Genomic DNA, 13,456 nt, shown 5'->3' with positions numbered 1-13,456 from the left:
GGTATATTCTAATCTGTTTTTTTTATTTATTAAAGCTGTCTTTACAGCCATCTGATTAAATTAAGTTCTCGCTTTCTGCTTTACATTTCCTAAAATATCAGGGAAATAAAGATCTGCAAGGTGGTCAAATTCATCTCCTCTCATAAACATCGTAGCGTCTACTTCTTCATAAGAACTTCTTCCTGCTGCTGCAATCAGCTCATTGCAAGTATGAAGGGTATTTTTATGGAAATGATATACTCTTTCTGCCTTATCTGTAACATCAAGCCCTTTAATAAGCATTTTATCTTGTGTAGCCACTCCTGTCGGACAATTATTGGAATTACATCTTAAGGCCTGGATACATCCCAGCGAGAACATAAATCCTCTTGCATTATTACACATATCCGCTCCCATCGCTACCGCTCTTAAGATATCTAAACTTGTAAGTACTTTACCACTGGCAATTACTCTCAGCTTATTTCTCAGGTTATAATTATTAAGGGTTCTGTTGACAAAGATCAAAGCAGGCTCTAAAGGCATTCCCACTCCGTCTGAGAATTCAGGTGGTGCGGCACCTGTTCCCCCTTCTGCTCCATCAATCGTTATAAAATCAGGATAGATCTTCAATACATTCATTTGTACACAGATATCTTCAAATTCTTTAGTATCACCAATACAAAGTTTAAATCCAATAGGCTTCCCTCCTGAAAGTTCTCTTAATTCCTGTACAAATTTCAACAATCCGGCAGCATTTGAAAATGCAGTGTGTGATGGTGGAGAAATTATGGTCATTCCTGGTTTTACATGACGAATAGCTGCAATTTCCGGGGTATTCTTCACCCCCGGAAGTACTCCTCCGTGTCCTGGTTTTGCTCCTTGTGATAATTTAATCTCAATCATTTTAACATTAGGAAGCGTTGCATATTTTGTAAATAATTCAGGATTAAATTTCCCTTCTTCATCACGACATCCAAAATATCCTGTACCGATCTGCCAGCATAAATCTCCTCCTTCCAGGTGGTGAGGAGAAACCCCTCCTTCGCCTGTATTATGAAAGAAATTTCCTTTTTTAGCTCCTCTGTTTAATGAAATCTGTGCCCTGTCACTCAATGCACCAAAACTCATTGCAGAGATGTTAAATAAAGAAGCATGGTAAGGCTGTGTACACTGCTCTCCTCCTACCCAAACTCTCGGAAGTTCTTCTGATGGAGATTTTGCATAAATAGAATGCTTAATTCCCTCATATTTTCTATGATTTACTTCTAACTGAGTTCCGAAAGCTACAGTATCACTAAGATTTTTAGCACGTCTGTATACAGCAGAACGTTGATTTCTTGGGAACGGTTTCCCATCTGTCTCCCTTTCAATGAAATATTGCTGCATTTCGGGTGAAATACTTTCGAAAAAATACCTGAAGTACCCCAATACCGGGAAGTTCCTCAAAATAGCATGTTTCGATTGGTAAGCATTGTAAACTCCCAATGCATAAATAGCGGATAACAGCGTTGGTATCCAGTAATGCGCTTTTATCAGCAGTGCTACAATCCAGGTAGCAGCTACTAATACAATTCCCCAAGATAAAAACTTATCTCTCATGAATGTAGTATTTAAAGTTTAAAAATAAATTTAGTGGAAATTTTGCAAAGAGCCTATGCTTTTGCTAAAAAATTTTGGTAGGAAGATTGCACAGAAACTGTGCCATCTGACAGGATTTTTTCTAAATTTAGAAATTCGATTTGATTGACGAAGGCAGGGTCAAAGTCTTTCTGAACTCTCACATAGTTTTCTGTGAAGCCAAACATTTTCCCGTCTTTATTTTCGTGCTCCCAAAGTACAGGAAGCGTTTTTCCAAGTTGAGTCTGATAAAATGCCATTTTTTTCTTTTCAGAAAGAATTCTAAGCATTTTATTACGTTTTTTCCTTTCTGCGATCTGAACGACTCCATCCATAGCAGCGGCTTCAGTATTCTCTCTTTCAGAATAAGTAAATACATGAAGGTACGTGATAGGAAGTTCATTAAGAAAATTATAAGTTTCCATAAACTTCTCTTCCGTTTCTCCAGGAAATCCAACAATAACGTCCACGCCGATAGCAGCGTCAGGCATTACCTCACGGATTTTGTTTACTCTGTCATTGTACAGCTTAGTCAGGTAACGACGTTTCATTTTTTTCAATAAATCATCGCATCCGGATTGTAACGGAATATGAAAATGTGGAACAAAGCTTCTGCTTTTAGAAACCAGTTCAATACTTTCATCCTTTAAAAGATTAGGTTCAATGGAGGAAATACGGATTCTTTCAATTCCTTCCACCTTATCCAATTCTGAAATAAGATCCAAAAAAGTATGTTCATGTCGTTTGTTTCCAAACTCACCTTTACCATAATCACCGATATTGACTCCGGTAAGAACGATTTCCTTGATGTCTTTTGCTGCAATTTCTGTAGCATTTTTAAGAACATTATCGATGGTATCTGAGCGAGAAATCCCTCTTGCTAATGGAATCGTACAATAAGTACATTTGTAATCACATCCGTCTTGAACTTTCAGGAATGCTCTTGTTCTGTCTCCAATAGAATAACTTCCGATAAAGAAATCCGTTTCCTCAATCTCGCATGAATGAACGATACCCTCGTTGTCTGATTTTTCTAAATCATCAAGGTAGCTTAGAATATTGAATTTTTCTTTAGCTCCTAACACAAGGTCTACACCTTCAATTTGTGAAATTTCTTCAGGTTTCAGCTGTGCATAACATCCAACAATAACCACCAGTCCATCAGGATTGGCTTTCATTGCTCTTTTTACATGAAGCTTACATTCACGGTCAGCGTTTTCTGTGACTGAACATGTATTGATTACGTAAATGTTTGCCTTCTCATCAAAGTTCACCTTATCATAACCTGCATCTGTTAATTGACGGGCAATAGTAGATGTTTCTGCAAAATTTAATTTGCAGCCAAGTGTATGATACGCGGCAGTTCTTTGAAAAGCAGACATGTGTTACTTCTGAATTTTATGGGTGCAAAGATAGTAATTTTAATAATAATCCAAGATTGATTCAGTCTATTGTTTATATTCTTCTCTTACTTCTGGACTGTTTTGAAAGCAAACCGGTGAAAAATTAGAAACAAATTCTTCCTGCAATGGCTTTTGTAAATCTTCAATACATTTCTCTCTGATTTTCCATATTTCCTCCAAACTGTATCTTAGTTTCTCATTTATTAGCCATTTTTGTAGAAACTCTTTATGAATTGCTATTTTTTCAGAACCTATCTGAAAGTATTCTATTTCTGTTTCAGAGACAATATTATTTTTAAAATCATTATAATCTGATCTGGATTTTGTAAAGTCATAATACTGATCACCTATTTTTAAATAGTTGTGAGCCTCTGGTATATAATTGAGCGCATACTGATCCAATGTTTTTTTTATAGAAGAAGCATATTTTGAATCCATTTTAAAAATACCAAGTATTAATTGGACACTGTCTTCATTATTTTCTATAGCCAGTTTTTTCAAAACAGCGTGTTTTATACTACAGGTTCCCCCTTGTTCTTCAAAAACACAAAGTATATCATTTTTATTCTGATTCCTTTTATAGGGAAGTTGGGCTATATATTTACCTGCTGCCTGAAAATCATGAATATCCAATGCTATAAAACTTCTGGAAACAACTCCGTTTTTTTCATTAATGATAAAATTATACGTTTCCATAATCCGGATTCTTTAAAAATTTGTTTTTCATTTCTGTATTAAACTCTTGCGATTTGTTTCTGGCAATAGAAAGTGTATTCCAATCTTCATTTTTAATCATTTTAGCAATATAAACAATCTGCCCGATATGATATGGATAATGAGCCAGTTGTCTGAAAACAGCATCAATAACAGAATGCCCTTCTCCTCTTATATAAATCGTATCATAAAAATTTTCATCATTGATTTGACCTAAGGCGTCAAAAAAACATTTCCAGCCTCTTTCCCAAAATGCAAGAACCTCATCTTTGGTTTTAAAAGTATTCACAAATTCTTCATCTCGGTGACGCCAGGACTTTTCACCATCTTCAGTAAGAAAATTAGTCCATCTTGACAACATATTTCCTGCAAGATGATGGACAATGACTGCAATGGAGTTACTTTCTTCATTATACTGCCAAAAAATCTGTTCATCTGACAATTGCTCGAACGATTTATCACCCAAGGATTTATAGTATTCAAAGCGTTTCATAAAGAGGTCTTTCATGCTTTCTATTTTAATAACTAAAGTAAAAAAATCAAATAGAAAAACCACCTCCGCAGAAGTGGTTTTATCTATGTATTTTATTTATGGTATATCACTATTCCCGGTTTTTTACTAATACCCAACCTGTAAATTTAACAGGAGTATTTTTTTTATTATTCTCATTCCACAGTACAGAATACCAATAGGTACCAGTAGGAACCCTTCTTCCACTTACTGTTCCGTCCCATTTATAACTGTTAAGTTTATCAGCCTGATGGATCTTGGTTCCATATCTGTCAAAAATATTAATTACAAGATTCTGTTTACCTGATAATGCTGAATAATCAATTACATCATTCACTCCGTCAGCATTTGGAGTGATCACATTCACTAGGTTTGGAACAACAATTTCAACTTCTATAGGAGTACAATTATAATCATCTTTTACAAAAATCTTATATATCCCTCTTGAAAGGTTAGTAAACATATTAGAATCCTGCCAGATAATATTGTCCAGCGAATATTGATAAGGTGGTGTACCTCCTATTACAGATACTGTTATCGTACTACTGCCTATCTCAATATTGGAAATCACAGGCTGTTCAGACGGTATTACCTTTACAGTTTGGGTGGTATAGCAATCTCCGGTTTTAAGTTTTACCCAATATACTCCTACTCCTACATTAACTGTTCGAGTAGTTTCTCCGGTACTCCACAGATAACTTTTGAACCCCGGCCCTGCGTCTAAAATGGTTTTACTTTCTATACATATAGTTTTATCTTTAAGTACATCAGAATATTTCGGAGGAATCACTACTAAAGTCACTTTAACAATAGCGTAACAACCTCTGTTATTGGCCACTCTTATATACACCACTCCATTGGGTGCAATATAGTTCGTAGGGGTCAAAATTTCATTAGTCTGATGAATAGCATCAGCTTCAGATGGGTAATACTTTTTATCCGTATTGCTTGGGTTGGTAACAAAAGCATCCGCAAGATTAAAAGATCCAGTACTCGGATTGGATTCTATAAAACAAGTGGTAAGCGTCGCTTCGTTGACAACAACTACAGGATGGAATTTTAATGTAATCTCTGCAATGGCACTGCATCCATACTCAGAAGTCACTTTTACATACACTGTTCCTTCAGCAGACATAAATGCATTGGGATTGATGATCTCGTTAGTTCCGGCATTAAGATCAAACATGCTGTTATAGTATTTTTTAAAAACATTAGGTGCTGCTGTGACATCAGCTGTTGTCAGATCAAAAAGAGCTGTCCCTGCATTATTGTTGTTACACCCTATTAATGTTGCATTTTTTACTGTAATAGATCCATCCTTAAATTTAAATGTTCCCGTCTGTTTACATTTATTGAGAGGGCTGTTTGGGTTGGTTGGATCTGTATAGCTTATACTATAATAATAAACCGTTGTAGTATTTACTGTTAAAGGAGCTGTAATGGGATTATTTACTGTTAATGCATCATTAGCACTGGTGTGATAACTTACGCTAAAACCAGGATTTCCATTAATAATCCCTGCTGATAAGGTTGTAAAATCAAATGTAACAGGATTTCCACAAATGATAACTTCTCTTGGGTTTGCCGGATTAGCAGATGGAATGCCTGGTGGAATAAAAGGATTAGGCTGAAGAGTAGGATCGGTAAATGGAGAGGCCAACGTGGCCGTTCCACCCCATGTTAAAGAGAAAGGAGCAGTTGTACTACTCGTACTGCTGACCCAGTTATCAATAAACAAGTAATACGATTCTCCAGGTAACACGTCCAAATATCGGCAATAGGGAGTTGTTGATCCTCCTATCGCATTTGTAATCGTACTGGTCATATTTAATCCGGTAGCGGCTCCTACTCCTACAACTGTGGCAGCATTACAACGTATGGCAGCTCCCAGACTTCCGCAATTCACATTGGGTCCGAAAATAGCCCAGTCATAATCAGCATCCTGATTATTAGGAACCAGGTTAAAGGTAAGAGTACCTCCTGTGGCAATCGTAATTTTATACCAGATTGAATTATGTTCACCTGACGCATCTATACAAGTCCCGGAATTTACCATTTCTTTGATACTACCATATCCGGTAGGGCTATAAGTAATATTAGAATTTCCACAAACAGCCAGCGCGGTAGCACAATCTGCCTGGGAGTATAAAAAATGGGAAATGTATAAAAAAGCAAATAGTAAAATTTTCCTCATAGATATATTTGTTTTTATGGTTAAGTCATTTTGAGTCAGACCAATATCCAACTTATACCAAATATACCTATAATTTAATTACAAATAACAAAAGACAATATTTTTTATGATATTTAAAACAAATACATTAATTAATTAAAAAGTCAATATTCATACTTCTTATTTTATACTCGTAATATTTCCGCAGAGATTTTCCAGATGAAAAATTTTATGGAAAGGACTTTTCACTTCTTTCAGATGGTCTTTATCCTGAATAAATGTATATCTTGAAGCAATAGAATTCATATCGGAAACAATAACCAGCCAGCATTCATCCACTGAAGTATCATAATATGGAAATTTTTCATTCTTTTTTTCAATGAGCTCCAGAATTTTATCTGAGCAGAGTTCATCAAAAAGATTCATACTATACTCGTGGGTAATGAAAACATTTCTTCGATGAAAAGATTTCCTTATGCTTTTCACACAACCTATTCCTTTATTTTTTTTGATGCTTTTGTAGATATTAATAATATTTTCCTCCTGCTCTTCAAGGTTATCAAACTTTATATTGGGGTAGAACTCTAAAAAATAAACACCACGATATTTCGTAGTGTCTTCCTGTTCTAATAATATTTCTGCCTGACGGAACATTTTATTCAAAGTACTCTCTACCTTTTTCATTTCCAGATGATTGATAACTTCAGTCAGTTCTATTCCGATTTTTTTGTCGTTTAGTTTTGCGATAAAGTCCGGGCTCTCGCAGGTAAGATTTTCAAATTTCACATCAGGAAAATGATGCATAAAAGAATTGAGTAGAAGAATTTCAGACTTTTTTCGATATTTTTCACGGTCATGAAGCGGAGATTCATCTATGGTACGGTGATACTTTTCTATGGGCTTTTTTTTCAAATGCCGGTTCAGGTAATATAAACTCAGATTCTTAATCAGATCTTCATCAGAAAACGTCTTTTTCATGTGTGATTTTTTTTATTTAATTAAACACATGCTGCCATTGGCTTTCACTATTAAAAGTTTTTGATTATCAAAAATTTACACTCTTAAAGGTAAGTAAAAAAACTATTCAATGCTTATTTTTAAAATTAATTTATCCATTAATTAATATAGAGTTTATTTTCATTATTAATACCTTTGCCTTTTCAAACACAAACCAGCAATTCTATGGATTTTAGGAATTTTCAAATACCCTACAGCATCAATCCCCAATATTCAAAAAAAACAGCCTATTTCTCAATGGAATTTGCCCTTGAGCAGGTCTTGAAAATATACTCCGGAGGACTTGGTTTTTTAGCAGGATCTCACATGAGAAGTGCTTATAACCTGAAGCAGGATCTTATCGGAATTGGTATTCTTTGGAAATTCGGGTATTATGACCAGGCGAGAAACCATGATCAGACTCTTCAGCCTGTATGGACCAGAAAAATGTACAGTTTTCTTGAGGATACGGGAATAAAATTTCAAATTGAGATTCACAGTGCTCCTGTTTGGGTAAAAGTATGGTATCTTGATCCTGAAATTTTCAATACGGCACCCATGTTTTTCCTTTCTACAGATGTCCCTGAAAATGATCATGTTTCCAAAACTATCTGCCACAAACTTTATGATGCTAATGAATCAACCAAACTGGCTCAATATATCTTACTTGGAAAAGGAGGAGCTAAATTACTGGATGAACTGAACATAGAAAGGGATGTTTACCATTTAAATGAAGCTCACGGGCTTCCGGCGGCATTTTATTTATTAAGAAAATACAATGGTGACCTGAATAAGGTCAAAGAAAAACTGGTTTTCACCACGCATACCCCGGAAGAGGCAGGAAATGAAAAGCATAATTTAAAATTATGTTATGATATGACTTATTTCTCCGGCTATAGCATGGAAGAAGTAAAAGCCATTGAAGGTATGGATGATGAACGTTTCAATCATTCTCTTTGTGCTTTGAAAATGGCAAGAATGGCTAATGGGGTTTCTCAGCTTCACGGAGTTGTTTCCCGTACCATGTGGAATAAATATCCCGGTATCTGTGAAATTACTTCTATTACCAACGCACAGGAATTCAAATATTGGGCAGATAAGCCTCTTTATAATGCGAAAGATGAAAATGATGATACCGTTTTCGATTACCGTAAAAAGCATTTAAAAAAGAAACTGTTCAGCATAGTGGCAGACCAAACCGGAAACCTATTCAATCCAAATGTTTTTACCATTGTATGGGCAAGAAGATTTGCAGGCTACAAACGTGCAGAACTGCTTTTACATGATAAAGAAAGATTTTACAGACTTCTGAACAATCCGAAATATCCGGTACAGATCATCTGGGCAGGAAAACCTTACCCAATGGATTATTCAGCAATTTCTACCTTCAATACTTTGGTTGAAGAAAGTAAGAATCACAAAAGTATGGCCGTTCTTACCGGATATGAGCTTTCTTTAAGTAAATCACTAAAACAAGGTTCCGACCTTTGGCTCAACAACCCAAGAGTTCCAAGAGAAGCATCCGGAACTTCAGGAATGACAGCTGCTATGAACGGATCTGTCAATTTATCCACAGATGATGGCTGGATCCCGGAATTTGCTCAACACGGAGAAAACTCTTTCGTTGTTCCTAAAGCAGATTATCTGAATATGAGCATCTATGAACAGGATAATTATGATTTAAACAAATTATATGAGATTCTTGAAAACGAAATTCTTCCTATGTATTACGATCGTCCGGACCAATGGAGAAAAATCCAGCACAATGCCATGAATGATGTAAAAGGTCAGTTCAATAGCGATAGAATGGCAGATGAATATTATAGAGTACTTTATCAATAAAAAAATTAATCTTTATCTATCATAAAAAGATGCCCGGAAAATTTCCGGGCATCTGTATTTTAAATTATTTACTTTTCTTTTTGGGTGGCACTTTCAGGCCTTTTTCTCTCGCTTCAGAAATACCAATAGCTACAGCTTGTTTTCTGTTTGTTACTTTTTCTCCGGAAGAAGATTTCAACTTTCCCTCCTTGAATTCATGCATTACTTTTCCTACTTTGTCCTGAGCTTTATCTGAATATTTAGTCTTGCTCATAATATGATTTTTTAAGATTTTGGCAGGGATACCCCTAGTTCATAAACTCTGGCATGTTTCAAATACTTTGAACGTTCTCTTGAAGTTACGGACTGAAACTGATCATTTTTGATCACAATGATCGGGTCTTCTATATTTTCAAGTTCAAAATTGGCAAAGTACCTTTCATCTGGGCTTGTTTTATCATTTCTCGCCTTAATTTTCTGTAACTCTTCCGCATATTTCCTAAATCCGGGATCAGATGAATGGATAAATTTATACTCATCGCCTGCATACACATAGTAATGAATTTTTTTTTCTATCAAACCGGCTTCATCTGTAATTTCGGGGTTATCATTGCCATCTTTAAACCCTACTTCCACTAATATTCCACCTTTTTTATCGGCACATTCCTGTGCATCATTAAAACTAGAAAAACCTGTATAAACAATTCTGTCGTTCAATACATATCGGTTGAGTTTCTGGTTGTATGCATTCGTTTCCATAATTACTCTTTTTTGATTGATTGGTGATTATATATATTCAATTTTTCTGCCAAATTCTATTTTTTTTAAAATTTCACCATTAGATATTTTTTTAATTACCTTAGATTTTCAATCAAAAATATTTACCATGAAAAATTTAAAAAAAGTTTCAAGACAACAGTTAAAAGAACTACAAGGTGGTGTTTTACCAGGAATGAAAAGATGTGTAGACGGACAAACGTGTAAGCTCAGAATCTGGTGGATCGGAGGATTGGAAGAAATACCATGCAATTCTCCTTACCCAACCTGCGCTCCTGAAGGATATTACCCACCGGACAATGGAGACCCGGGCACTATTCATGTTGCAAATTAGAATAAAAGATCAGGGCATAGCGTCCTGATTTTTGTTTTATATGGTTATGTAAGTAAGATTCATTAAATTTGGAAGCATTAAAATTAGAAATGAAAAAACTACTCTTAACTTTGACTATAGCAGCGGCATTTCATCATGGGTCTGCACAGGAAATCACTTTAGACAAAATATATTCAGGATATTACCGTGGTAAAGGTATTGCCGGGATTACTTCTATGAAAAACGGAGAAAATTATCTTGTTATTGAACCTTCAGGAATTGCAAAATATTCATATAAAACTTCTCAGAAAGAAGGAAATATCGTGGATGGAAGCTTTGAAAGTTATATATTTTCGGATGATGAGTCTAAAATCCTTTTGCAGAAGGAAAGTCAGCCTATCTACAGACACTCTTTCCTCGGAAAGTTTGAAGTGAAGGATTTAAAATCAGGAAAAGTAATCAGCTTAAACGAAGGAAAGCCTGTTCAGGAGCCAGCTTTTTCACCTGATGCCACAAAAGTAGCTTTCATTTCTGATAATAATTTATTTTATCAGGATCTAACATCAGGTAAAATCACTCAGATTACTACTGATGGTAAGAAAAATGCTATTCTTAACGGTTTGGCAGACTGGGTATATGAAGAAGAATTCGGACATGCAAAACAGTACGAGTGGACGAAAAACTCTGATGCTATTGTATTTATAAAATCGGACGAGAGCCAGGTTCCGGAAATTTATATTCCGATCTATGGAAAAAACCTTTATCCTGTAGAAATGCGTTATAAATATCCTAAAGCAGGAGAAAAAAACTCTGTAGTTTCGGCACAGTTATTCCGTCTTGATACAGAGAAAGTAATGCCACTCAACTTAGGTTCTTTTAAAAATTATTATATCCAGAATGTTTTCCAGACTGCAAAAGCAGATGAAGTAGTTTTAATTACTTCGGAGAGAATTCAAAATGCTTCGGATGTTTTAAAAGTAAATACTAAAACAGGAACAGTACAGAAATTATTCACAGAAACTGATGATAAGTGGATTGAAACTGACAGCCCAACTATTGAATTCCTTGATGATGATTCTTTCCTTTGGGCTTCCGAAAGAGATGGGAACCGCCATTTATATTGGTATGATAAAGATGGAAAATTAAAAAAACAAGTCACAAAAGGAAATTGGGAGGTAACAGATTATTATGGTTTCAATCCAAAATCTAAAGAAATCTACATCCAAACTACTGAAAAAGGGAGCATCAATAAAGTTGTTTCTAAGGTAAATATTGAAAACGGAAAGTCTCAGCTGATCTCCAATGCAGAAGGAAACAATTCTGCTAATTTCAGTAAAAGTTATAATTATTTCATTGAAACCTCTTCTACGGCAGCAAAACCTCTTACTTATGTTTTAAAAGACGGGAACGGTAAAGCAGTGAAGGAGCTTCAAAACAACAACGATCAGCTTCAGAAATTGAAAGCAGATAATTTTGTTGAAAAAGAATTTATCACTATCCCTAATGCTGTAGGCGATCAAATGAATGCATGGATAATGAAACCTAAAAATTTCGATCCTAATAAAAAGTATCCATTGTTCATGTTCCAGTATTCAGGACCGGGCTCTCAACAGGTTGCCAATTCTTGGGATAACGGTAACACAATGTGGTTCAACCATCTTGTACAAAAAGGATACATTGTTGCTTGTGTAGATGGACGTGGAACAGGTTATAAAGGAGCAAAATACAAGAAAGTTACCTATATGAATCTTGGTAAATATGAGATCGAAGACCAGATTACGGCTGCAAAATGGTTCGGAAACCAATCATATATTGATAAAGGCAGAATCGGAATGTTCGGATGGAGCTTCGGAGGTTATATGACCAGCTTAGCCATGACAAAAGGAGTGGATGTTTTCAAAATGGGTATTGCAGTAGCACCCGTAACCAACTGGAGATATTATGATTCTGTATACACAGAAAGATTTATGAGAACACCACAGGAAAATCCTGATGGATATGATAAGAACTCTCCTACTGAATATGCAAAACTGTTGAAAGGTAAATTTCTTTTAATCCATGGAACAGCTGATGATAACGTTCATTTCCAAAACTCTATGGAATTATCTGAAGCCCTGATTCAAAATAAAAAACAATTTGACTTTATGGCTTACCCTGATAAAAACCACGGGATTTACGGAGGCCAGACAAGACCACAACTGTATCAGAAAATGACAGATTTTATTTTGAATAATTTATAGAAAAAATTAATGAAGCCTGCTCTTTACTTATTATTTTTATTGTGTTGGTCTGTGTTCTTTTCACAGAGAGCAACTACTAACGATGGTAAAGAAGTTATGCTTTTTGAAGATAAAACTTGGAAATCCAGTAGAGGCGACCTTGGAAACTTTTCCACTATGGAAGCCTTTACAGCAGGTGATCAAAAAGTGATTATTTTCCCAGACAACACATGGAAGTTCATGAACAAAGCAACGGAAGGCCTGTATGAAAACACTGTAGTCAACAGTACATCTTACACAAATCCCAAAACTGCTTTATCATTGGCTCAAAGCAAAAGAGCGGATGCCGGATTTTATTTTGATCCTAAAAAATGGACTATTCTTCAAGAACAACATGAATACTCCCGTGGAGAATTTGCACTTCAGGGAGTATTGAATAAAGATCTGTTTGCTAGTTTTGGGAGTTTTTCTTTAGAAAATAATGCCACATTAAAAAATGTAAAGGACATTGTCCTTACAGGTTTTCTAATGAATCCCAGTCACTATAAAATCAAAAGAACAGAATTCAGGACTGTGAACGGAACGGAAATATTTTATATAAAATATCATGACATCGATCTGGATTATGACATTATCCATTATTATGTGATTACCGATGATAAAGCATGTGCACAAATAAGTGCTGGCTCTCCGGAAAAAGAGTTTGCATCTAGTGAAAAGGATCTGCAGGATTTTCTCAATGGTCTGATAAAAGTGAAAACGGAGAAATATGTTGAACAAGTCAATATTCAAGCTCCGGTTCCATCACCACCAAGAATTCAAAACTAAAAATAGCTCCCTTTCAAAATTTTTGAAAGGGATTTTTATATTTATTTCATTAATCATTTAGGGCTATATTATTTATTTTATCAATTGGAATTAAAAACTTATTTT

At 35.2% G+C, this 13,456-nt stretch carries 12 protein-coding genes; 4 read left to right on the top strand and 8 right to left on the bottom strand.

Translation table 11 applies throughout. The features are described from left to right. Window positions 1–60: 60 nt before the first annotated feature. The 6 genes from NBX25_RS03340 to NBX25_RS03315 form a co-directional block, all read right to left on the bottom strand. Complete coding sequence (locus NBX25_RS03340) at window positions 61–1,578, bottom strand: FMN-binding glutamate synthase family protein (protein ID WP_250252856.1); 1,518 nt, start codon at window positions 1,576–1,578, stop codon at window positions 61–63. A gap of 53 nt (window positions 1,579–1,631) precedes the next feature. Then, window positions 1,632–2,978 carry a tRNA (N(6)-L-threonylcarbamoyladenosine(37)-C(2))-methylthiotransferase MtaB gene (gene mtaB / locus NBX25_RS03335; RefSeq protein WP_123908858.1) on the bottom strand — a complete coding sequence of 449 codons (1,347 nt, stop codon included), beginning with the start codon at window positions 2,976–2,978 and terminating at the stop codon, window positions 1,632–1,634. Between the two features lie 66 nt (window positions 2,979–3,044). Then, complete coding sequence (locus NBX25_RS03330) at window positions 3,045–3,695, bottom strand: hypothetical protein (protein ID WP_250252855.1); 651 nt, start codon at window positions 3,693–3,695, stop codon at window positions 3,045–3,047. Further along, window positions 3,682–4,221 (bottom strand): DUF1572 family protein, encoded by a 540-nt coding sequence (locus tag NBX25_RS03325; protein ID WP_250252854.1) that lies wholly within the window; start codon window positions 4,219–4,221, stop codon window positions 3,682–3,684. Before NBX25_RS03325 ends, NBX25_RS03330 begins: the two co-directional genes overlap by 14 nt. Before the next feature lie 94 nt (window positions 4,222–4,315). Next, a complete protein-coding gene (locus NBX25_RS03320; RefSeq protein ID WP_250252853.1) occupies window positions 4,316–6,418 on the bottom strand; it encodes an FIDD domain-containing protein in 2,103 nt (700 codons plus the stop codon). A gap of 159 nt (window positions 6,419–6,577) precedes the next feature. Further along, the gene (locus NBX25_RS03315) at window positions 6,578–7,375 is read right to left on the bottom strand and encodes a hypothetical protein (RefSeq protein ID WP_123908861.1); all 798 of its coding nucleotides are present in this window, start codon (window positions 7,373–7,375) and stop codon (window positions 6,578–6,580) included. 204 nt (window positions 7,376–7,579) lie between these two features. Between NBX25_RS03315 and glgP the strand changes: the two genes are divergently transcribed. After that, the gene (gene glgP / locus NBX25_RS03310) at window positions 7,580–9,235 is read left to right on the top strand and encodes an alpha-glucan family phosphorylase (protein ID WP_250252852.1); all 1,656 of its coding nucleotides are present in this window, start codon (window positions 7,580–7,582) and stop codon (window positions 9,233–9,235) included. Window positions 9,236–9,299: 64 nt separating this feature from the next. Here glgP and NBX25_RS03305 read toward each other — a convergent pair whose 3' ends face one another. Beyond that, window positions 9,300–9,488: a DUF6496 domain-containing protein gene (locus tag NBX25_RS03305; RefSeq protein WP_123908863.1), complete on the bottom strand. Its 189-nt coding sequence runs from the start codon at window positions 9,486–9,488 to the stop codon at window positions 9,300–9,302. 11 nt (window positions 9,489–9,499) lie between these two features. Then, complete coding sequence (locus NBX25_RS03300; protein WP_250252851.1) at window positions 9,500–9,973, bottom strand: hypothetical protein; 474 nt, start codon at window positions 9,971–9,973, stop codon at window positions 9,500–9,502. A 127-nt stretch (window positions 9,974–10,100) separates the two neighbouring features. On the opposite strand from NBX25_RS03300, the gene NBX25_RS03295 reads away from it, so the two are divergent. The 3 genes from NBX25_RS03295 (at window position 10,101) to NBX25_RS03285 (ending at window position 13,351) form a co-directional block, all read left to right on the top strand. Continuing rightward, window positions 10,101–10,325, top strand: a complete 225-nt coding sequence (locus NBX25_RS03295; RefSeq protein ID WP_250252848.1) for a bacteriocin-like protein — start codon at window positions 10,101–10,103, stop codon at window positions 10,323–10,325. Between the two features lie 89 nt (window positions 10,326–10,414). Next, window positions 10,415–12,544: a S9 family peptidase gene (locus tag NBX25_RS03290; RefSeq protein WP_250252846.1), complete on the top strand. Its 2,130-nt coding sequence runs from the start codon at window positions 10,415–10,417 to the stop codon at window positions 12,542–12,544. A gap of 9 nt (window positions 12,545–12,553) precedes the next feature. Next, window positions 12,554–13,351 carry a hypothetical protein gene (locus tag NBX25_RS03285; protein WP_250252841.1) on the top strand — a complete coding sequence of 266 codons (798 nt, stop codon included), beginning with the start codon at window positions 12,554–12,556 and terminating at the stop codon, window positions 13,349–13,351. Window positions 13,352–13,456 lie beyond the last annotated feature (105 nt).

This window comes from Chryseobacterium sp. Marseille-Q3244, from assembly GCF_940807095.1.
GTDB lineage: Bacteria > Bacteroidota > Bacteroidia > Flavobacteriales > Weeksellaceae > Chryseobacterium.
This window is presented reverse-complemented; position numbering and strand designations above follow the sequence as displayed.

What these genes read in the sequence shown, in the direction of transcription:
- NBX25_RS03340 (WP_250252856.1), bottom strand. Translation starts at nt 1,578, where the DNA reads ATGAGAGATAAGTTTTTATCTTGGGGAATTGTATTAGTAGCTGCTACC.
- mtaB (WP_123908858.1), bottom strand. Translation starts at nt 2,978, where the DNA reads ATGTCTGCTTTTCAAAGAACTGCCGCGTATCATACACTTGGCTGCAAA.
- NBX25_RS03330 (WP_250252855.1), bottom strand. Translation starts at nt 3,695, where the DNA reads ATGGAAACGTATAATTTTATCATTAATGAAAAAAACGGAGTTGTTTCC.
- NBX25_RS03325 (WP_250252854.1), bottom strand. Translation starts at nt 4,221, where the DNA reads ATGAAAGACCTCTTTATGAAACGCTTTGAATACTATAAATCCTTGGGT.
- NBX25_RS03320 (WP_250252853.1), bottom strand. Translation starts at nt 6,418, where the DNA reads ATGAGGAAAATTTTACTATTTGCTTTTTTATACATTTCCCATTTTTTA.
- NBX25_RS03315 (WP_123908861.1), bottom strand. Translation starts at nt 7,375, where the DNA reads ATGAAAAAGACGTTTTCTGATGAAGATCTGATTAAGAATCTGAGTTTA.
- glgP (WP_250252852.1), top strand. Translation starts at nt 7,580, where the DNA reads ATGGATTTTAGGAATTTTCAAATACCCTACAGCATCAATCCCCAATAT.
- NBX25_RS03305 (WP_123908863.1), bottom strand. Translation starts at nt 9,488, where the DNA reads ATGAGCAAGACTAAATATTCAGATAAAGCTCAGGACAAAGTAGGAAAA.
- NBX25_RS03300 (WP_250252851.1), bottom strand. Translation starts at nt 9,973, where the DNA reads ATGGAAACGAATGCATACAACCAGAAACTCAACCGATATGTATTGAAC.
- NBX25_RS03295 (WP_250252848.1), top strand. Translation starts at nt 10,101, where the DNA reads ATGAAAAATTTAAAAAAAGTTTCAAGACAACAGTTAAAAGAACTACAA.
- NBX25_RS03290 (WP_250252846.1), top strand. Translation starts at nt 10,415, where the DNA reads ATGAAAAAACTACTCTTAACTTTGACTATAGCAGCGGCATTTCATCAT.
- NBX25_RS03285 (WP_250252841.1), top strand. Translation starts at nt 12,554, where the DNA reads ATGAAGCCTGCTCTTTACTTATTATTTTTATTGTGTTGGTCTGTGTTC.